General features: G+C 71.9%; 17 protein-coding genes and 1 pseudogene. 2 read left to right on the plus strand and 16 right to left on the minus strand.

Annotated features, from left to right (window positions below):
• From AQJ64_RS48275 to AQJ64_RS25315, 16 genes and pseudogenes are all read right to left on the minus strand, one after another.
• Positions 1 to 151, minus strand: a pseudogene (locus AQJ64_RS48275) (flavodoxin-dependent (E)-4-hydroxy-3-methylbut-2-enyl-diphosphate synthase); the annotation flags it as partial.
• Between the two features lie 4 nt (positions 152 to 155).
• On the minus strand, positions 156 to 1178 hold the full coding sequence (gene hpnH / locus AQJ64_RS25250) for an adenosyl-hopene transferase HpnH (protein WP_055635840.1): 1023 nt from the start codon (positions 1176 to 1178) through the stop codon (positions 156 to 158).
• A 5-nt stretch (positions 1179 to 1183) separates the two neighbouring features.
• Positions 1184 to 1825 (minus strand): phosphorylase family protein, encoded by a 642-nt coding sequence (locus AQJ64_RS25255; RefSeq protein WP_055635841.1) that lies wholly within the window; start codon positions 1823 to 1825, stop codon positions 1184 to 1186.
• Positions 1826 to 3895: a squalene--hopene cyclase gene (gene shc, locus AQJ64_RS25260; protein WP_055635842.1), complete on the minus strand. Its 2070-nt coding sequence runs from the start codon at positions 3893 to 3895 to the stop codon at positions 1826 to 1828.
• A gap of 118 nt (positions 3896 to 4013) precedes the next feature.
• The gene (locus AQJ64_RS25265) at positions 4014 to 5078 is read right to left on the minus strand and encodes a polyprenyl synthetase family protein (RefSeq protein ID WP_079061932.1); all 1065 of its coding nucleotides are present in this window, start codon (positions 5076 to 5078) and stop codon (positions 4014 to 4016) included.
• Positions 5079 to 5152: 74 nt separating this feature from the next.
• A complete protein-coding gene (hpnE, locus tag AQJ64_RS25270; protein WP_055635844.1) occupies positions 5153 to 6553 on the minus strand; it encodes a hydroxysqualene dehydroxylase HpnE in 1401 nt (466 codons plus the stop codon).
• Complete coding sequence (locus AQJ64_RS52455; protein WP_397808409.1) at positions 6550 to 6720, minus strand: DUF6380 family protein; 171 nt, start codon at positions 6718 to 6720, stop codon at positions 6550 to 6552. Before AQJ64_RS52455 ends, hpnE begins: the two co-directional genes overlap by 4 nt.
• A complete protein-coding gene (hpnD, locus tag AQJ64_RS25275; RefSeq protein ID WP_055635845.1) occupies positions 6720 to 7670 on the minus strand; it encodes a presqualene diphosphate synthase HpnD in 951 nt (316 codons plus the stop codon). Before hpnD ends, AQJ64_RS52455 begins: the two co-directional genes overlap by 1 nt.
• Positions 7667 to 8596 carry a squalene synthase HpnC gene (hpnC, locus tag AQJ64_RS25280; protein WP_055635846.1) on the minus strand — a complete coding sequence of 310 codons (930 nt, stop codon included), beginning with the start codon at positions 8594 to 8596 and terminating at the stop codon, positions 7667 to 7669. Before hpnC ends, hpnD begins: the two co-directional genes overlap by 4 nt.
• Before the next feature lie 360 nt (positions 8597 to 8956).
• Positions 8957 to 9745: an ABC transporter ATP-binding protein gene (locus tag AQJ64_RS25285; protein WP_055635847.1), complete on the minus strand. Its 789-nt coding sequence runs from the start codon at positions 9743 to 9745 to the stop codon at positions 8957 to 8959.
• Positions 9738 to 10667 carry an ABC transporter permease gene (locus AQJ64_RS25290; RefSeq protein WP_055635848.1) on the minus strand — a complete coding sequence of 310 codons (930 nt, stop codon included), beginning with the start codon at positions 10665 to 10667 and terminating at the stop codon, positions 9738 to 9740. Before AQJ64_RS25290 ends, AQJ64_RS25285 begins: the two co-directional genes overlap by 8 nt.
• A 97-nt stretch (positions 10668 to 10764) precedes the next feature.
• Positions 10765 to 11610, minus strand: a complete 846-nt coding sequence (locus AQJ64_RS25295) for a glycosyltransferase family 2 protein (RefSeq protein ID WP_055635868.1) — start codon at positions 11608 to 11610, stop codon at positions 10765 to 10767.
• Positions 11611 to 11642: 32 nt separating this feature from the next.
• Positions 11643 to 12422: a CDP-alcohol phosphatidyltransferase family protein gene (locus tag AQJ64_RS25300; RefSeq protein WP_079061933.1), complete on the minus strand. Its 780-nt coding sequence runs from the start codon at positions 12420 to 12422 to the stop codon at positions 11643 to 11645.
• Positions 12400 to 13461, minus strand: a complete 1062-nt coding sequence (locus tag AQJ64_RS25305) for an iron-containing alcohol dehydrogenase family protein (RefSeq protein WP_055635850.1) — start codon at positions 13459 to 13461, stop codon at positions 12400 to 12402. The genes AQJ64_RS25300 and AQJ64_RS25305 overlap by 23 nt, the downstream gene beginning before the upstream one ends.
• Complete coding sequence (locus AQJ64_RS25310) at positions 13449 to 14201, minus strand: phosphocholine cytidylyltransferase family protein (RefSeq protein WP_055635851.1); 753 nt, start codon at positions 14199 to 14201, stop codon at positions 13449 to 13451. Before AQJ64_RS25310 ends, AQJ64_RS25305 begins: the two co-directional genes overlap by 13 nt.
• On the minus strand, positions 14198 to 15997 hold the full coding sequence (locus tag AQJ64_RS25315) for a DUF5941 domain-containing protein (RefSeq protein WP_055635852.1): 1800 nt from the start codon (positions 15995 to 15997) through the stop codon (positions 14198 to 14200). The genes AQJ64_RS25310 and AQJ64_RS25315 overlap by 4 nt, the downstream gene beginning before the upstream one ends.
• Before the next feature lie 323 nt (positions 15998 to 16320).
• Between AQJ64_RS25315 and galE the strand changes: the two genes are divergently transcribed.
• Positions 16321 to 17283 carry a UDP-glucose 4-epimerase GalE gene (gene galE / locus AQJ64_RS25320; RefSeq protein ID WP_055635853.1) on the plus strand — a complete coding sequence of 321 codons (963 nt, stop codon included), beginning with the start codon at positions 16321 to 16323 and terminating at the stop codon, positions 17281 to 17283.
• Between the two features lie 161 nt (positions 17284 to 17444).
• A complete protein-coding gene (locus AQJ64_RS25325; RefSeq protein ID WP_055635854.1) occupies positions 17445 to 18386 on the plus strand; it encodes a cation diffusion facilitator family transporter in 942 nt (313 codons plus the stop codon).
• Positions 18387 to 18530 lie beyond the last annotated feature (144 nt).

Genomic DNA, 18530 nt, shown 5'->3' on the forward strand with positions numbered 1-18530 from the left:
CGTCCGACGTACGGGTCGTCGTCATCGACTGCACCGACACCGGGGCCCCGCCCCCGACCGCCACCGGCCCGACCTGGATCCGCCGCGACACACGCCGCGCGGCGACCGGCCGGACCGGTACCTCGGGGACACCGAGAGGGACGGCGGTCACGACCTCACTCCCGGTTCCCGGAGACCGTCTCGCGCATCGCGCGCAGCGACTCCTTGAGCGAGCCCATGGTGGCGAGGACGGCGGTGGGCTCGTAGCCGCAGTGCGCCATGCAGTTGGCGCAGCGCGGATCCTTGCCGCGGCCGTACTTGTCCCAGTCGGTCTTCTCGATCAGCTCGCGGTACGTCGGCACGTACCCGTCGCTCATCAGGTAGCAGGGGCGCTGCCAGCCGAAGAGCGAGTAGTTGGGGATCGCCCACGCGGTGCACGGGAAGTCGACCTTGCCCTCCAGGAAGTCCAGGAAGAGCGGGGAGTGGTTGAGCCGCCACTTGGTCCGGTTGCCGCCCGCGAAGGCCTTCTTGAACAGCTCGCGGGTCTGCTCCACACCGAGGAAGTGCTCCTGGTCGGGGGCCTTCTCGTAGGCGTAGGCGGGCGAGATCATCATCTCGTCGACCTTGAGGTCGTCGTTGAGGAAGTTCAGCACCTCGATGATGGTCTGCGGGGTGTCGGTGTTGAAGAAGGTCGAGTTGGTGGTGACCCGGAAGCCGCGCCGCTTGGCCTCCTTGATCGCCTCCACGGCCTCGTCGAACACGCCCTCCTTCGCCACGGACTCGTCGTGCCGCTCCCGCAGCCCGTCGATGTGCACCGCGAAGGCGAAGTACGGAGAGGGCTTGAACTTGTCCATCTTCTTGCGCAGCAGCATGGCGTTGGTGCACAGGAAGACGTACTTCCGCTTCGCCACCAACTGCCGCACGATCTCGTCGATGTGCGGGTGCATCAGGGGTTCGCCGCCCGCGATGGACACCATCGGCGCACCGGACTCCAGGACCGCTCCGACGGCCTGGGCGACCGGCATGCGCTGCTTGAGCACCCCCGCCGGGTGCTGGATCTTGCCGCAGCCCTCGCACTTCAGGTTGCAGGCGAAGAGGGGTTCCAGCTCCACGATCAGGGGGAACTTGTCCCGCTTGCGGAGCTTCTGTTCAGCGAGATATGTAGCGACCTTGATGGACTGGCGCAGCGGCATGGCCATTCGGCTCACCTCCGGGGGAGCAGCACATTACGGTGCCATTCGAAGAATGCAGGCAGGACGGAACGAAGGACACGGAAAGCCGATATTCCACCGCGCACCGTGCCGATCCGGACGAGTTCATGTTCTGGAGCGTCCACGACCACCCGGACGGCCGCAACCGGGCGTCCGTCCGCGCGCACGGCGCTCAGGAGCGTGGCCGCCGACTCCATGTCGACGGCGATCGCGCCGGTCGCCAGCAGATCGGCCCGTTCGTGACCGCGCACGACGTGGTCGGAGCCGGTGAGGGGGCCGGTGTGGACGGTGCGCCCGGGCAGGGTGCGCACGAGTTCCTTGACGAGCAGTTCGGTGCCCACACAGGGCACGGTGCCGCGCGGGTCGCGGGTCTCCTCGGCGACGACCAGGTCGCCGGGGTGCATCCCGGGGGCGAGTCCCGCGCAGAAGCCCGTGGCCAGCACGGCCGCCCCGCCGAGCACCGGGTCGGCGAGGACCCGGGTGACGGAGCGCTCGGCGGCCTTGGGGCCCATGCCGGTGCGCAGGACGGTGACGGGCCCGCCGGCCCCGCTGCGGTCGCCCATGCGCAGGGCGAGGTGCTCGATGCCGAGGGCGCAGGCGATCAGCAGCGGGGCCGGGACGGGCTGCGTGCTCATTCAGCTCCCCTTGACCTCTACGGGAGCGGCCTCTACGGGAGCGGCCTCGGCGGGAGCGGCCTCGGCGGGAGCGGCCTCGGCGGCGGGCTTCTTGCCGAACGGGTCCCCGTGGACGTACCGGCCGAGTGCGGTCAGCGGGAAGACCTGCCGGTAGAGGTGGTAGTTGATGGAGAAGTCCCAGGGGAAGCCGGTGCCGGTGAAGTAGGGCTCGTCCCAGGAGCCGTCCTCCCGCTGGGTCCGGACCAGCCAGGCGATGCCCCGCTCGACGGCCCGGGAGTCCCGCTCCTCCGCCGCCAGCAGGGCCATCAGCGCCCAGGCCGTCTGGGAGGCCGTCGAGGCGCCGCGGCCGCTCCAGCGGGCGGGGTCGTGGTAGGAGCGCAGGTCCTCACCCCAGCCGCCGTCGTCGTTCTGGACCCGCTCCAGCCAGGCGACCGCCCTGCGGATGGCGGGGTGCCGGGCGGACAGTCCGGCCGCGGTCAGGGCGGGCACCACCGACCCGGTGCCGTAGACGTAGTTGACGCCCCAGCGGCCGAACCACGAGCCGTCCGGCTCCTGTTCGGCCAGCAGCCAGCGGATCCCGCGCCGGGTGCGCGGGTCGTGGGAGAGGCCCTCGACGGCGAGCATCTCCACGACGTGCGCGGTGACATCGGCCGACGGGGGGTCGATGACCTCGCCGAAGTCGCAGAACGGCAGCCGGTTGGGGAACGGGCTGGTGTTGTCGACGTCGAAGGCGGCCCAGGCCCCGCCCCGGGACTGCATGCCGAGGTTCCAGCGCACCCCGCGCCCGATCGCCCGCTCCACCCGCTCGGGGTCGTGATGGCGGACCCGGCGCAGCGCGAGGACGACCTCGGCGGTGTCGTCGATGTCCGGGTAGTTGTCGTTGTGGAACTCGAACGCCCAGCCGCCGGGCGGGAGGTGGGGGCGGCGCTCGGACCAGTCGCCGGGCCGCACGATCTGCTCGCCGAGCATCCAGTCGGCGGCCTTGACGAGTTGGGGGTGGTCGGCGGGCAGACCGGCGTCGGCGAGCGCGATGGTGGCGAGGCAGGTGTCCCACACCGGGGACTGGCAGGCCTCGATCATCCGGGAGCCGTCCTCGCGCCACACGGCGTAACGATCAAGCGACTTCAGGCCCTCGCGCATCACGGGGTGTTCGAGGTCGTAGCCGAGCAGATGCAGGGCGATCACCGAGTACACGGCCGGGGGCTGGATGCCGCCCCAGCAGCCGTCGTTCTCCTGCCGCTCGATGATCCAGCGGGCGGCGGAGTTCATGGCGGCCCTGCGCAGCCGGCGCACCGCGACCGTGCGGTAGCCGCGGACGACCTTGTCGAGCCGCTGGAAGAGACCGTCCCAGGTGTGCACGGGCGCCAGCGGCTGCGGCGGGTTGGGACGGTCGGGGTCGGTGTGCAGCTCGTCGAGCGGGAACGGCGCCGGGCGCACCGGGCGCTTCGCCGAGACGACGGTGAGCGGGACGATGGTCTGCCGGGCCCAGCAGCCGAAGTGGTAGATGCTGAGCGGGAACCACTTCGGGAAGTACAGCAGCTCCGGCGGGAGTTCGGGCAGGTCCTCCCACTTCCACCAGCCGAACAGGGCCAGCCAGATCCGGGTGAAGACCCGGGCGGCGGCGATGCCTCCCTGGGCGCGGACCCACTCCGAGGCCTTCGCCATGTGGGGGGCGTCGGGGGCGTCACCGGCCAGTCGCAGGGCGACGTACGCCTCGACGGTGGCGGAGAGTTCGGGCGGGCCGCCGTAGAAGGTGGCCCAGGTGCCGTCCTCGCGCTGCCGGCCGCGGACGAAGCGGGCGGCGGCCTGGGTGGTGGCCTCGTCGCGGATGCCCAGGAACTGACGGAGGAGGAGGTCCTCGGCGTCCATGGTGACGTTGGTCTCGAGGTCGCCCTTCCACCAGCCCTCGGGGTCCTGGCGGGCGAGCAGGAAGTCGGTGGCGCGCCGGGTGGCGCGTGCGGCGGCTTCTTGTACCCCGGCCGCCACGGGGATGGTGATGTCGGTGTCGCTGGCCGCGGCCGCCCGGGGCGGCAGGGCCGCCCCGGCGCTTCCGTCGGTCGTCGCTGTCATGGCTTCCCCTTCGTGCAGTCGTGCGAGTCGTGCTGCTGTGGGAACGCCGTCGGCCGGTACGCATCTCGCCTCGCTGCACCGGCCGGCGACTACGCGAGGACTATTCGACCGATAGTGATCATCTCTTTCGTACGACGACGAAGTCGGCGAGCGCCGTGAACCGGTCCCGCACCTGCTCCGGCATGTCCACGGCGTTCAGGGCCTCGATGGCGACGGTGTGCTGACGACGGGCCTCCTCGGCGGTCCAGTCCCGGCCGCCGGCCTCCTCGATGAGCGCGGCGCGGGCCGCGAACTCCTCCTCGGAGAAGGTCGCGAAGTCACTGCTCTTGGCGTCGGCGGCGAGGATCTCGCCGAGCCGCTCGGAGGCGGGGCCGCCCGCCGCGAGCGCCGCCACGACCGGCAGGGACTTCTTGCGCTGACGCAGGTCGCTCCAGGTCTGCTTGCCGGTGGAGACCGGGTCGCCCCAGATGCCGAGGAGGTCGTCGACGGCCTGGAAGGCCAGGCCGAGGTGGTAGCCGTACTTCTCCAGGCGGTCGGCGCTGCGCTCGTCCGCGCCGCCGAGCACGGCGCCGATGGAGCTGGCGCAGGCCAGCAGGGCGCCGGTCTTGTTGCCCTCCATCTCCAGGCACTCCTCGACGCTGACGCGGTCGCGGTGCTCGTAGGAGATGTCCTGGGCCTGGCCGTCGATCAGGGCGCGGGTGGCGGTGGTCAGCCGGCGGGTGGCGCGGCCGGCCTCCACGGTGCCGAGTTCGAGGAGGATCTCGTTGGCGAGGGCGAACAGGGCGTCGCCGACCAGGATCGCCTGGGCCGGGCCGTGCACCTTCCAGACGGTGTCGCGGTGACGGCGCTGCTCGTCGCCGTCCATCAGGTCGTCGTGCAGGAGCGAGAAGTTGTGGACCAGCTCCACCGCGACCGCGCCGGGCACCCCGGTCTCGGGGGCGGCGCCGGTCACCTCGGCGGAGAGCACCGCGAGGGCGGGCCGGACCGCCTTGCCGCCGTCGCCGTCGGTCGGGTTGCCCTGGGCGTCGATCCAGCCGAAGTGGTAGGCGGCGACCGTGTCCATGGGCGGCGCCAGCCGGTCGACGGCCGCCCGGAGCACCGGAGTGGCCAGGGTGCGGCCGCGCTCCAGGAGCGCGGTCACGTCCACCGCGGTCCTGCGAGCGGCCGGCGAGGCCGGGGGCACAGTGGGCACAGTTTCTCCTCTTGTTGCGGTACCGGAGGGGGTGCGGGGGTGTGCCGAGCCGTGCTGATCGAGCATCAGGCCGCCTCCTCGAACGCGAAGAGCCGGTGGGGTCGGGGCCGGCCGAGGGCGCCGAGCGCGGCGTCCGCCGCGTTCACGCCGCTGCGGACCGCACTCTCCATGGTCGCGGGCCACCCTGTGGCGGTCCACGCTCCGGCCAGGTACAGGCCGGGGGCTTCGGTGCGGGCGCCGGGACGCAGCCGCCCGACGCCGGGAGCGGGAGCGAACGTCGCGTGGCGCTCCCGGGTGACGAAGAAGTCCCTCACCTCGGCGCCGCGCGCGCGGGGCAGCAGCCGTTCGAGCTCGGGGAGGTAGCGCGCGCGCAGATCGGCGACCGGGGTGTCGATCTCGTCCTGGGCGGTGGACTGGGACAGCGCGAGGTACTGGCCTTCGCGCAGGCCGGAGGCGTCGGTGCGGTCGAACACCCACTGCACGGGTGTGCCCAGCGCGGCGAGGAAGGGGGCGTCGAGCACCTTGCGGTCGTAGACGACATGGACGTTGAGGATGGGCGCGGTGCCGATCTCCAGCAGCCGTTCGGGGGCGTCGAGTGCCCCGGCCGGCAGCAGGCCGTGGGTCTCGCCCTGCGGTACGGCGAGGACGACGGCGTCCGCGGTGAGCGTCTCGCCGGGAACCCGGACGCTCCAGCGCCCGTCCGTCCCGGGGGAGACGGAGGTGACGCGGGTACGGACCTCGGTGCGCACGCCCGCGGAGTCGAGCGCCTTGCGGGCCAGCCGGTCGTGGAGTTCACCGAGGGGGACATGGGCCCAGCCGATGTCGGCGGCGCCCGGGTCGGACAGCAGGCCGGTCTTGAACACCATCGCGGCGAGCCCCAGCGAGGCCTCGCCCGCGACCGCGTTGAGGGTGGCGACCCCGACCAGGTCCCACAGGGCCTCGACGGCGCGGGCCGACTGGCCGTGTGCGGTCAGCCAGCTCCCGAAGTCCTGGGTGTCCAGCGCCGGGTCGGCGAGGTCGAGCCCCTTGAGCGCGAGCGCGGCCCGGCCCACCCTGGCCCGTTCGGCGAGGGAGAGATGCGGGTAGGCGGCGAGGCTGCGCCCGAGGTGCAGGGGCACCGGCAGGGCGTCGCGCCGCAGCCTGCCGAGCCGCCGCCCCTCGGGCCGTGCGACATCGACAACGGGCACGTCGAGACGATTTTGCAGAGGCGCCAGGGCGGCGCCCTCGATGCGGTCGAGGAACCAGCGGTAGGCGGTGCAGCACCGCAGATAGACATGCTGGCCGTTGTCGACGGTGAGGTCGCCGCGCCGGAAGGAGAAGGCCAGACCGCCCAGGCGGGGCCGGCCCTCCAGCAGGGTGACGCGCACGCCCGCGTCGGCGAGCGCGAGCGCGGCGGTGAGGCCGGCGAGCCCGCCGCCGACGACGACCGTGTGCCGTCCGCCGGCGCCCTGCCGTTCGTCACTCATCGTGCACCCTCCCCTGCCGCCCTGCCGTGGTAGGTGAACTGTGCACGGCGGGCGGTCGCACTCAGGGACGCCGCGCCGCAGCGGAGGGTTGCGTGCCGCTTTCCGTCGGTTCCTGGGGTTTCTCCGGCGGCAGCACCCTGACCCGCGGTGTCGCCCACGGCGCCCATCAGGCATGCCTCCTGACGGTCTGCCGTGAGACGTGCCGGGCGTCCAGTCCCGACAGTCCGCGCACGGCGACATAGGCCTTCTCCCGGCCGGGCAACGAGACCCGGCCGCGCAGCACGGCGACGGGGTCGCGTTCGATGCGGTCGAGGAGGCGCCGGTAGATGCCGGCCATGGCGGCGACACAGGCGCCGCTGCGCCGGTCGAGCAGGGGCAGCAGCCGGTAGCCCTCGGCGAACAGGGCGCGGGCCCGGCGCACCTCGAAGTGCACGAGTCCCGCGAAGTCGGAGCCCTCCGGCGGGACCGGCCCGTCGAACCCGGCCGAGCAGCCGAACTTGGCGAGGTCGTCGGCGGGCAGATAGGTCCGGCCGCCCGCCGCGTCCTCGCGGACGTCCCGCAGGATGTTCGTCAGCTGGAGCGCCAGCCCGAGCGTGTCGGCGTACTCCGGCGCGCGCTCGGCGCCGCGCGCCCGCGGTTCCGTACCGAACACACCGAGCGAGAGACGTCCGATGGCACCCGCCACACAGCGGCAGTACGCCTTCAGGTCGTCCCAGGTCTCGTAGGTCTCGCCGCGTACGTCCATCAGGACGCCGTCGATCAGTTCGTCCAGGCCGCCCAGCGGGACCGGGAAGACGCGCGCGGTGTGGGCGAGGGCGACCGCGACGGGGTCGGTGTCGTCCTCGTCGACCTCGCCGTCGCGGACCCGGGCGAGCAGTGCCCGGGTGTCCTCGAGGCGGGCGGTCTTGACCTTGTCCTCCAGCGCGCCGTCGCCGATGTCGTCGACGCGGCGCGAGAACGCGTACAGCGCCGACATCGCGCGGCGTTTCGGTGTGGGCAGCAGCCGGATCCCGTAGGCGAAGTTACGGGCCTGCTGTCCGGTGACGGCCTCGCAGTAGCTGTACGCGGCGAGTACCGGTGCGGACACGTGCGGTGACGACTCCACGGTCCGGATCACCCCTCTCCTCGCAGGGTCACGCCCACCTCGCGCAGCAACCGGAGCTTGCCGGGCTTGGGCGGGCCGGGAAGTACGTCGTATTCGGCGGCGGCGATCGCGTGGACCGCCGCCCTTCCCCCCGCCACGAACCCTGCGAGCAGCAGCCTCAGCCTGCCGTGGACGCTACCCACGAGGGGGGCGCCTTCATTCAGCAGATCGCGGACGCGTTGCACCTCGTACGCGACCAGGGCGCGCACCGAGGCGCCCGCCGAGGGCGCGGCGAGATCCGCCTCCCGCACATGAAAGCGCTTCATGTCGGAGGCGGGCAGGTAGACGCGGTCGCGGCCGAGGTCCTCGGCCACGTCCTGGAGGTGTTCGACGATCTGCAGTGCGGTGCAGATCGCGTCGGAGCGGCGGATCCGCTCGGGGGTCGAGGTGCCGGTGACGGCGAGCACGAGACGGCCGACGGGGTTGGCCGACAGCTCGCAGTAGGCGAGAAGGTCGTCGTGGGTCTCGTAGCGCTTGACGAGCTGGTCCTGGCGGTTGGCGGCGATCAGGGCGAGGAACGGCTCGGGGGTGAGGCGGTGACGGCGGACCGTGGGCAGCAGACCCCGCAGCAGGGGGTGGCGGGGCCCGCCGTCGCGTCCGCCGGATCCGGCGGGTCCGCCGAAGACACGACGCAGGTCGGTCTCGAAGGCGTCGAGGAGGAGCATGCGGTCCTCGGCGTCGGTGGCCGAAACGCCGAGGAGGGCGGCGTCGGCGCCGCCGGGGGCGAGGTCGCCGTCACCGATGTCGTCGACGAGGCGGGCGAAGCCGTAGACGGCCATGAGGTCCTCGCGCCAGGCGCGGGGCAGGAAGAACGGGGCGACCGGGAAGTTCTCGTCCGCGGCCTTGTCGAGGGTGCCGCGCTCGGGGCCGCCGGTGCGGGGCACGGCCGGCGCCGTCATCGTTCACGACCTGGGGCAGGGACGGCACATACTGCGTTGAGCTGGGGAGTTTCCGTAGCCATTGCCGTCACATCTCCCGTTCTACACCGCCGACCCAAGACACACTATTTCGGACACGCCGCCCGGCTGTCCGCACGGCAGCCTCGACCGAGGGTGTCGCGCATTATCGCCCCACTTGACGCGTTTCGGGACCTGTCACAGCTTACGTTGTACAACGCAGCGAGGTTCGCGCGGGTGTCCCGCAGATCACAACAACGCACCGATTGGCGTCAAGATTCCTACGCCGACCCGGAGTTGACGTTTCCTTTGCAGACGCGGGGCCCCACCGGACAGTTCCGGCAGGGCCCCGGCCTCTTCTCGCTACTTGCCCGTGAACTTCTCGTACTCCTTGAGGACCTCGTCGGTCGGTCCGTCCAGGCGGAGTTCGCCGCGCTCCAGCCACAGGACGCGGTCGCAGGTGTCGCGGATCGACTTGTTGCTGTGGCTGACCAGGAACACCGTGCCGGCGTGCTTGCGCAGCTCCCGGATGCGTTCCTCGGAGCGCTTCTGGAACTTGCGGTCGCCGGTGGCCAGGGCCTCGTCGATCATCAGGACGTCGTGGTCCTTGGCGGCGGCGATGGAGAAGCGCAGCCGGGCCTGCATGCCCGAGGAGTAGGTGCGCATCGGCAGGGTGATGAAGTCGCCCTTCTCGTTGATGCCGGAGAAGTCGACGATCTCCTGGAAGCGCTCCTTGATCTGCTCCCGGGACATGCCCATGGCGAGACCGCCGAGGATGACGTTGCGCTCGCCCGTGAGGTCGTTCATCAGGGCCGCGTTGACGCCGAGCAGCGAGGGCTGGCCGTCGGTGTAGACCTTGCCGCTCTCCGGCGGCAGCAGACCGGCGATGGCGCGCAGCAGGGTGGACTTGCCGGAGCCGTTGGAGCCGATCAGGCCGATGGCCTCGCCCCGGTGGGCGACGAAGGAGACGCCGCGTACCGCGTGCACCTTGCGCACACCGCGTGCCTCGTCGTCGGAGCCCCGCCTGATCATCCGGCTCAGCGCGGCGGTGGCGCTGCCCTTGCCCGTCTTCGCGCCGTTGACGCGGTAGACGATGTGCACGTCGTCGGCGATGACGGTGGGGATGTGTTGCCCGGGTACCTGGTCAGCCACGGCCGTACCTCTCCTCCGCCTTCCAGAAGTACAGGAAGCCGCCGACCGCGAGCAGCAGGGCCCAGCCGCCGGCGACGGCCCAGACGTGGTCGGGGAGGTTCTCGGCGCCGTACTCCTCGATGAGCGCGAAGCGCATCAGGTCCATGTAGATGGCGGCCGGGTTCCACTGCAGGACGTTGGCCACCCACTGCGGCTTGTCGGCGAGGAAGACGGGGATGGAGAACATCACGCCGGAGGCGTACATCCAGGTCCGCATCACGAACGGCATCAGCTGGGCGAGGTCGGGAGTCTTCGCGCCGGCCCGGGCGAACACCAGGGCCAGTCCGGTGTTGAAGGCGAACTGGAGGATCAGCACCGGCACGATCAGCGCCCAGGAGGCGTCCGGGTAGCTGCCGAAGCCGATCACGACGACGAACATCACCAGCATCGAGTACAGCAGCTGCTGGAGCTGCTGGAGCGCGAAGGAGATCGGCAGCGAGGCGCGCGGGAAGTGCAGGGCGCGCACCAGGCCGAGGTTGCCGGAGATCGCCCGGACCCCGCTCATCACGGAGCTCTGCGTGAAGGTGAACACGAAGACGCCCGTGACCAGGAACGGGATGTACACGTCCTTGGGCATGCCCCGGCTGGCGTTGAGCAGCACGCCGAAGATCATGAAGTACACGAACGCGTTCAGCAGCGGAGTCGCCACCTGCCACAGCTGGCCGAGCTTGGCCTGGCTGTACTGCGCGGTCAGCTTCGCCCGGGAGAACGCCAGGATGAAGTGCCGGCGTCCCCAGAGCTGGCGGACGTACTCCCGTACCGGGGGCCGGGCGCCGCTCACGGCCAGCCCGTACTTGGCGGCCAGCTGGGCGGCCGTCAGGCCCTCGTCGGGCGACGGAAGCGCGCTCACCGCGACTCCGCCGTCATGCGTTGTCTCACTCACAAGTAGGAAACTTTCGTCTTCGCGATGCACGGCCTTGACAGGGCCGGCATGAGCCGGGGGCTCGCGGTGCGGCCGGGAGCCCTCTGGGACGAGCTTGTCAGATGACCGGGGGGCGGCCCAGTCTGGTCAGCCGCCACACCGTACGCCACTTCATGGGCCTGCGCGGCCCGCACGGTGTGGTCCAGCCTTCCCGGAAGCCGCCAAACCACGCCTTCAGCGCGGACCGCGAGGGCCGCCGGGCCAGGGTGAGCAGCAGCCACACCCCGAGATAGACCGGAACGAGCACGGCGGGCAGGTTGCGCCGGGCCAGCCAGACCCGGTTGCGCGCCACCATGCGGTGGTAGACCGCGTGCCGCGAGGGCGCGGTCGTGGGGTGGTACAGCACCATGTCGGACCGGTAGTCGATCATCCAGCCCGCGTCGAGGGCCCGCCAGGCGAGGTCGGTCTCCTCATGGGCGTAGAAGAACTCGTCCGGCAGTCCACCCACGTCTGCGAAGACCTTCGTACGGACGGCGTTGGCGCCGCCGAGGAAGGTGGTGACCCGGGAGGAGCGCATCGGGTCGGAGGCCCGCAGCCGCGGGACGTGCCGACGCTGGGTGACGCCGGTGTCCGGGTCGGCGATGCGGAAGCTGACGATGCCGAGCCCCGGGTCGGCCGCGAAGGCCCGCCGGCACAGCTCGGCGGTGTCCTGCTGGGCCAGCAGGCCGTCGTCGTCCAGGAAGAGCAGGACGTCGGCGTCCCGGCCGGCCGGGCCGAAGGCCTCGATGCCGACGTTGCGGCCACCGGGGATGCCCAGGTTCTCGGGCAGCTCGATCGTGCGCACGCCCTCGGGGACGTCCGGGACGGGCGAGCCGTTGCCGACCACGACGACCTGGACCGGCTCGCCGTCCTGCCCCGCGACCGAGTCGATCAGGGCCCTCAGCTCGTCGGGGCGGTTGCCCATGGTGATGATCACCGCCCCGACCTTCAGGGCGCTCACTTGAGCCTGCTCGACGCGAGGATCGACACCAGGTGCAGCAGGGTCTGGAGCAGGGCGATGCCGGCGAGGACGGCGACACCGAGCCGGGTGAAGAAGAGGTCGCCGCGGATCTGGTCGGCTATCGCCAGGGCCAGGATCAGCAGGGACGCCTCGATCCCGAGGATCAGCCGGTGGAACTTCAGCGCGGCGGCGGCCCGGCGGGCCAGCGCCATGCCGGAGGAGCGCATCTCGGCGGCGGCCTCCTTGACCGGCGGCTTCCCGGTCTGGTGGCGGGCGACGCCGACCAGGTCGGTCTCGGCCTTGATCAGGATCGCGCCGAGCGCGGCCAGGGTGCCGAGGAAGGCCCACAGCCAGTCGATACGGCCGCTCCCCCACAGGTCGGCGGCGCGCATCCCGAGGCCGACGAGCACGGCGGCGTCGGTGAGGTACGCGCCGACGCGGTCGAGGTAGACCCCGTTCAGCGAGTACTGCTTCTTCCAGCGCGCGATCTCGCCGTCCACGCAGTCCAGCAGCAGGTACAGCTGGACGCAGAGCACACCGAGCACGGCGCCCCGGATCCCCGGCACGAGGAGCGCCGGGGCCGAGAGCACGCCGAAGACGGTCATCAGGTACGTGAGCTGGTTGGGCGTGACCCTGGTGTTCACCAGGTAGCGGTCCACCCGCAGGGACACCTCACGCATGTAGAGGCGTCCCATCCAGTGCTCACCGCTGCGCCGGTCCTTCACCCCCGGGGGGTGGACGACCGGTCTGAGTTCAGCTACCGATGGCCTTGACATAGTCGGCGTAGATGTCCTTGATCTGTTCGGTCTTGAGGTCGAGGTGTTCGAGGATCGTGTAGCGGCCGGGCCGGGTCTCGGGGGCGAACTCCACCGCGCGGACGAACTCGTCCACGGTGAAGCCGATCTCCTCCGGCAGCACCGGCAGCCCGTGCCGTCTGAGCACCCCGGCCATGTAGGCGGACTCCTCGTGGGCTCCGCGCAGGTACATGGCGAAGGCGGCGCCGAGGCCGCACTGCTCGCCGTGGGCCGCGGCGCGCTTGGGGAACAGCAGGTCGAAGGCGTGGTTGATCTCGTGGCACGCGCCGGAGGACGGGCGGGAGTCGCCCGACACCGACATCGCGATGCCGCTGAGCACCAGCGCCTCGGCCAGCACCTGGAGGAAGCCGGTGTCCCCGATGCCGCCGGGGTGGCGCAGGACCGCCTCGCCGGCCTGGCGGGCGATCGCGGCGGCGAGGCCGTCGATCTTCTCGCCCTTGACCCTGTTGGCGAGCTCCCAGTCCGCGATGGCCGAGATGTTGGACACGGCGTCGCCGATGCCGGCGCGTACGAACCGCACCGGGGCCTCGCGGATGACGTCCAGGTCGATCACGACGGCGATCGGGTTGGGCACACCGTAGGAGCCGCGGCCCGCGTCGTTGTCGAGGGTGGCGACCGGGGAGCACAGGCCGTCGTGCGCGAGGTTCGTGGGGACGGCGACCAGCGGGAGGCCGACCCGTGCCGCGGCGAACTTGGCACAGTCGATGATCTTGCCGCCGCCGAGGCCCACGACCGCGTCGTAGTGGCCGGCCTTTATGTCGCTCGCCAGCCGGACCGCGTCGTCGAGGGTGCCGCCGCCGACCTCGTACCAGGCGGCGCCGGGCAGGGAGGGGGCGAGCCGCTCGCGCAGCCGGGCGCCGGAGCCGCCGCTGACGGCGACGGCGAGCTTGCCGGAGTGCGAGATGCGTTCGTCGGCGAGGACCCCGACCAGGTCGTCGAGGGCACCCGGGCGGATGTCGACGACGACCGGCGAGGGGATCAGCCGGGTCAGTACTGGCACGCGATCTCCCGTCCGCGGGCGAGGTCGTCGTGGTTGTCGATCTCCACCCAGCTCACCTCGCCGATCGGCGCGACGTCGATCCGGAAGCCGCGGTCGACGAGCTCCTGGTAGCCGTGCTCGTAGAACTGCTGCGGGTCGGTCTCCCACACGGTCTTCAGCGCGTCGGCCAGCTCGGGGGCGGCGTCGCCCTCGATGAGCGTGACGCCGATGTACTCGCCGGTGGCCTCGGCCGGGTCCATCAGCTTGGTGATCTTCGTCATGCCCCGCTCGGGGTCGACGACGACCTTCATCTCCTCGTCGGCGAGGGACTTGACGGTGTCCAGGGCGAGAATGATCCGCCTGCCCTCGCCGCGGGCGGCGAGCAGCGTCTTCTCGACGGAGACCGGGTGCACGGTGTCGCCGTTGGCGAGGATCACACCGTCCTTGAGGGCGTCACGGCCGCACCACAGGGAGTAGGCGTTGTTCCACTCCTCGGCCTTGTCGTTGTCGATGAGGGTGAGCTTCAGGCCGTACTTGGCCTCCAGGGCCTCCTTGCGCGCGTACACGGCCTCCTTGCGGTAGCCGACGATGACCGCGACCTCGGTCAGCCCGATCTCGGCGAAGTTGCCGAGGGTCAGGTCGAGAACCGTGGGCTCGCCCTCTATGCCCGCGGGCCCCACCGGCACCAGCGCCTTGGGCAGGCTGTCGGTGTAGGGGCGCAGACGCCGTCCGGCGCCGGCCGCCAGCACGAGGCCGATCATGCGGGTTCTCCTTCATCGTGTACGGCGGGGGCCCCTGCGGACACCCAGAAGCGGATGCTCTCGACGAGCACCACGAGGGCGACGGCCACGGCCAGGACCGTGAGCGCGACCTCGAACTGCGGGGCGGTGAGCAGGGCGGCCAGCACCGCGACGAGCAGCGTCCGCCCCTCCTGCCCCCCTACGGCGCGCACCAGCCAGGCCGGCGGCGCTCCGGCGTTGCCGCGGATGCGGTACACCGTGTCGTAGTGATGGTAGGCGACGGCGGCCACCAGCCCGAAAGCCGCAGGAAGGGCTCCGTTCACCCCGGACTTCGCCGCGAGGATCAGGACGGTCAGGTATTCGCCGGCCCGGAAGAGCGGGGGGACGAGCCAGTCGAGGGCGCCCTTGAGGGGGCGCGAGACGGCTTCGGCCGACGCCAGGACGTAGGCACCGGCCATCAGGACGGTCCACCAGCCAGGTCCCCACAGCCAGGATCCGGCCACGACCAGGACGACACCCACGGCGGCACTGAGCGGCGCCAGGTGGCCACCCTTGCCGCGCACGACCCGGGCCACGCCCTGGGCGAGGGGGCCGCTGTCGGTCAGGTCCGCCAGCGCCTGCGCGGCCCGGTCGGTGCGCCGGGCCTTGCGGGTCACCGAGCGCAGCACCCGCCCGGCCGTGGTGTACGTCGCCGCGAAGGCGCAGCCCGCGATCAGCGCGTAGAAGGTGATGCGGGGGGTCGTGGCGGCCGTCAGGACGGCGATCATGGCCCATCGTTCGCCGATGGGCAGGACTATCATCCGCCGCACCCAGACCGTCCAGCCGACGCTGTCGAGCTTGTCGGAGAGGGCGGCGGTGGGGCTGGTGTTGGCGGTCGCGTCGTGGTTCGCCTCGTTGAAGGAGAAGTCGACCACGTGCCGGCAGGTCTGGAGGATCATCGCGCCGAGCGCGAGGGCCCACACGTCGTCACTGCCGCCGCCCCGCGCGGCTCCGAGGGCGAGGCCGGCGTAGTAGGCGTACTCCTTGATCCGGTCGAAGGTGGCGTCGAGCCAGGCGCCGAGCGTGGAGTACTGCAGGGAGTAGCGGGCGAGCTGGCCGTCGGTGCAGTCCAGCACGAAGGACGCGATGAGCAGGACGCCGGCCGCGACGAAGCCGCCCCGGGTGCCGGTGGCCGCGCACCCGGCCGCGATCAGCGCGGTGATCAGGGAGGCGGTGGTGACCTGGTTGGGCGTGAGGCCCCGGCGGGCGCACCAGCGGGCGATGTAGCGGGAGTACGGGCTGATGAGGAAGGTGGTGAAGAAGCCGTCGCGGGCCTTCACGGCCGACTTCAGGCGTACGGCTTCGTCGTCGACGGAGGCGACGGCCTGCCGTGCCTCGTTGCGGGCCTGCGGGTCGGCGGGGACCTCGGCGACCAGGCTGCCGAGCTCGGGGCGGTGGACGCCCTCGCCGTCGGCGTCGAGGCCGGTGACGACACGGTCGGCGAGGCTGTCGACCACGAGAGCGGTGCCGCCGCTCGCGGAGTTCTCGCGGGCCAGCGCGCGGGTGAGGGCCGGCCGGCCGGCGGGCTGCGCGGTGAGCGCGCCGGGGATCGCGGCGAGCGGGAAGCGCGGGTCGGTCAGGCCGAGGCGCAGGGCGTGCAGATGACCGACGAAGCGGGCGTCGACGACGGCGACCCGGTCCTGGGCCGGCACCGCGGCGAGCAGCGCCTCGGTGTCGGCGCTGCCGTCGGCGAGCCGGACGTCGAAGCCGAGGGAGCGCAGATCGCCCTCGATCGACGATCCGGGGACCGGCTGACCGGTGAGGATGGCGGTCGGCAACCGAACTCACTCCCTGAGTCCCGACGCGTCCGCGCCGGTCGTGTACACGATGGGGGCGCCCTGGGCCTGCCCCGGTCGGGGCCGGGCGGGCGGCATGTCGGCAGAGGCTATCGGATGCCGGGAAGGCCGCGTTCACCGGCCGTTCAGCTCCGATCAACGCGGTCAGACGGCACGGTTTGAACCGGCCTTTGCCGAGATCATCATCATCGATCGGTGGCCCGCCCGACAAACCGCGATGGCCGCGGTGCGCGAACCGCGGGCCCCCGCCTCCGGCATAGAGGACATTGCGGGCGGCGCGGGGCCTCGGCATAGGGTGGGCGGCCATGACGTGGCTGATCACCGGCGGAGCCGGATACATAGGGGCCCATGTGGCGCGGGCCATGACGGGCGCCGGGGAGCGCGTCGTCGTCCTGGACGACCTCTCGGCCGGGTTCCCGGCCCGGCTGCCGGCGGACGTCGAGCTGGTGCGGGGCTCCGCGCTGGACCCGGCCCTGCTCAAGGAGGTCCTGGCCGGGCACGCCGTGACGGGTGTGGTGCACCTGGCCGCGCACAAGCAGGTCGCCGAGTCGGTCGCACAGCCCACCCGCTACTACCGGGAGAACGTCGGCGGTCTGGCCACGCTCCTGGAGGCGGTGGCCGAGGCCGGGGTACGGCGGTTCGTGTTCTCCTCGTCCGCGGCCGTCTACGGCAACCCGGACGTGGACCTCATCACGGAGGACACCCCCTGCGCCCCGGTGAACCCCTACGGCGAGACCAAGCTCGCCGGGGAGTGGCTGGTGCGGGCGGCCGGGCGGGCGCACGGCATCACGACGACCTGCCTGCGCTACTTCAACGTGGCCGGTGCCGCCGCGCCCGAGCTGGCCGACACCGGGGTGTTCAACATCGTGCCGATGGTCTTCGACCGGCTGACCCGCGAGGCGGCCCCGCGGATCTTCGGCGACGACTACCCGACGCCGGACGGCACCTGCGTGCGGGACTACATCCATGTCGCGGACCTGGCCGAGGCGCATCTCGCGGCGGCCCGCCGGCCGGCCGGCGACGGGGGCGATCTCACCGTGAACATCGGGCGCGGCGAGGGGGTCTCGGTGCGCGAGCTGGTCACGCTGATCGGCGAGGTGACCGGCGACGGGCGACCCGCCGTGGTCGAGGGGCGGCGCCCGGGTGACGCGCCCCGCGCGGTCGCCTCGGCCGGACTGGCCGCGCGGGAACTGGGCTGGACGGCCCGGCGCGGGGTGCGCGAGATGGTGGAGTCGGCCTGGCGGGGCTGGCTGCTCCACCGGGGTTGAGCAACGGCCGGGCAGCGACCGGGCAGCGACCGGGGGTGCCCTGACCTGCGCTTCGTTTCCGCAGGTCAGGGCACATGACAACGGTGTTCAGTGCCGCGTTGCCCGATACCCCCCTCCCGTAGTTCACTGTGATCCCGGGCGACCACAGGAGGGTGTTTTCCATGGGGGCTGGGCACTACCACGGCCACGGACACACGCACGCGCCGGCCACCGGCACGGCCGCGGCGGCGTACCGCGGCAGACTGCGCGTCGCGCTGGCGATCACGCTCGGCGTCATGGTGGTCGAGATCGTCGGCGGCCTCCTCGCCGACTCCCTCGCGCTGATCGCGGACGCGGCGCACATGGCGACGGACGCGCTGGGCCTGGGCATGGCGCTGCTCGCCATCCACTTCGCGAACCGGCCCGCGAGCACCAACCGCACCTTCGGGTACGCCCGCGCCGAGATCCTGGCCGCGCTGGCCAACTGTCTGCTGCTGCTCGGGGTCGGCGGGTACGTCCTGTACGAGGCGGTGCAGCGGTTCGTCACCCCGGCCGGCACCGAGGGCTCTGTGATGATCTGGTTCGGTGCCATCGGCCTGGTCGCGAACATGATCTCGCTCACGCTGCTGATGCGGGGCCAGGCGGAGAGCCTGAACGTGCGCGGGGCGTTCCTGGAGGTGGCGGCGGACGCGCTGGGCTCGGTCGCGGTGCTGATCTCGGCCGTGGTGATCCTCACCACCGGCTGGGAGTACGCCGACCCGATCGCCTCGCTGGTGATCGGCCTGATGATCGTGCCGCGCACGGTGAAGCTGCTGCGCGAGACGCTCGACGTGCTGCTGGAGGCGGCGCCCAAGGACGTCGACATGGCGGAGGTGCGGGCCCACATCGTCGCGCTGGACGGGGTGGAGGACGTGCACGATCTGCACGCCTGGACGATCACCTCGGGGATGCCGGTGCTGTCGGCGCACGTGGTGGTGCGCTCGGACGTGCTGAACGCGATCGGCCACGAGAAGATGCTGCACGAGCTCCAGGGCTGCCTCGGCGACCACTTCGACGTGGAGCACTGCACCTTCCAGCTGGAGCCGGTCGGCCACGCGGAGCACGAGGCACGGCTCTGCCACTGAGCCGCTGCGTCGCCCGGGCCACGGGGCCGGAAATTCGCACAGCAGTTCAGGACGGTTCCTCACCCGGGGCCCCGGGCAAGATCACCCGCGGAGCCCGCCGCCGTGCGCGGCGTTTGTGTGAAGCGCCGGGCGGGCCGGGCTCGT

Origin of the sequence: Streptomyces griseoruber, from assembly GCF_001514205.1 — a bacterium.
In the GTDB taxonomy this organism is placed as follows: domain Bacteria; phylum Actinomycetota; class Actinomycetes; order Streptomycetales; family Streptomycetaceae; genus Streptomyces; species Streptomyces griseoruber.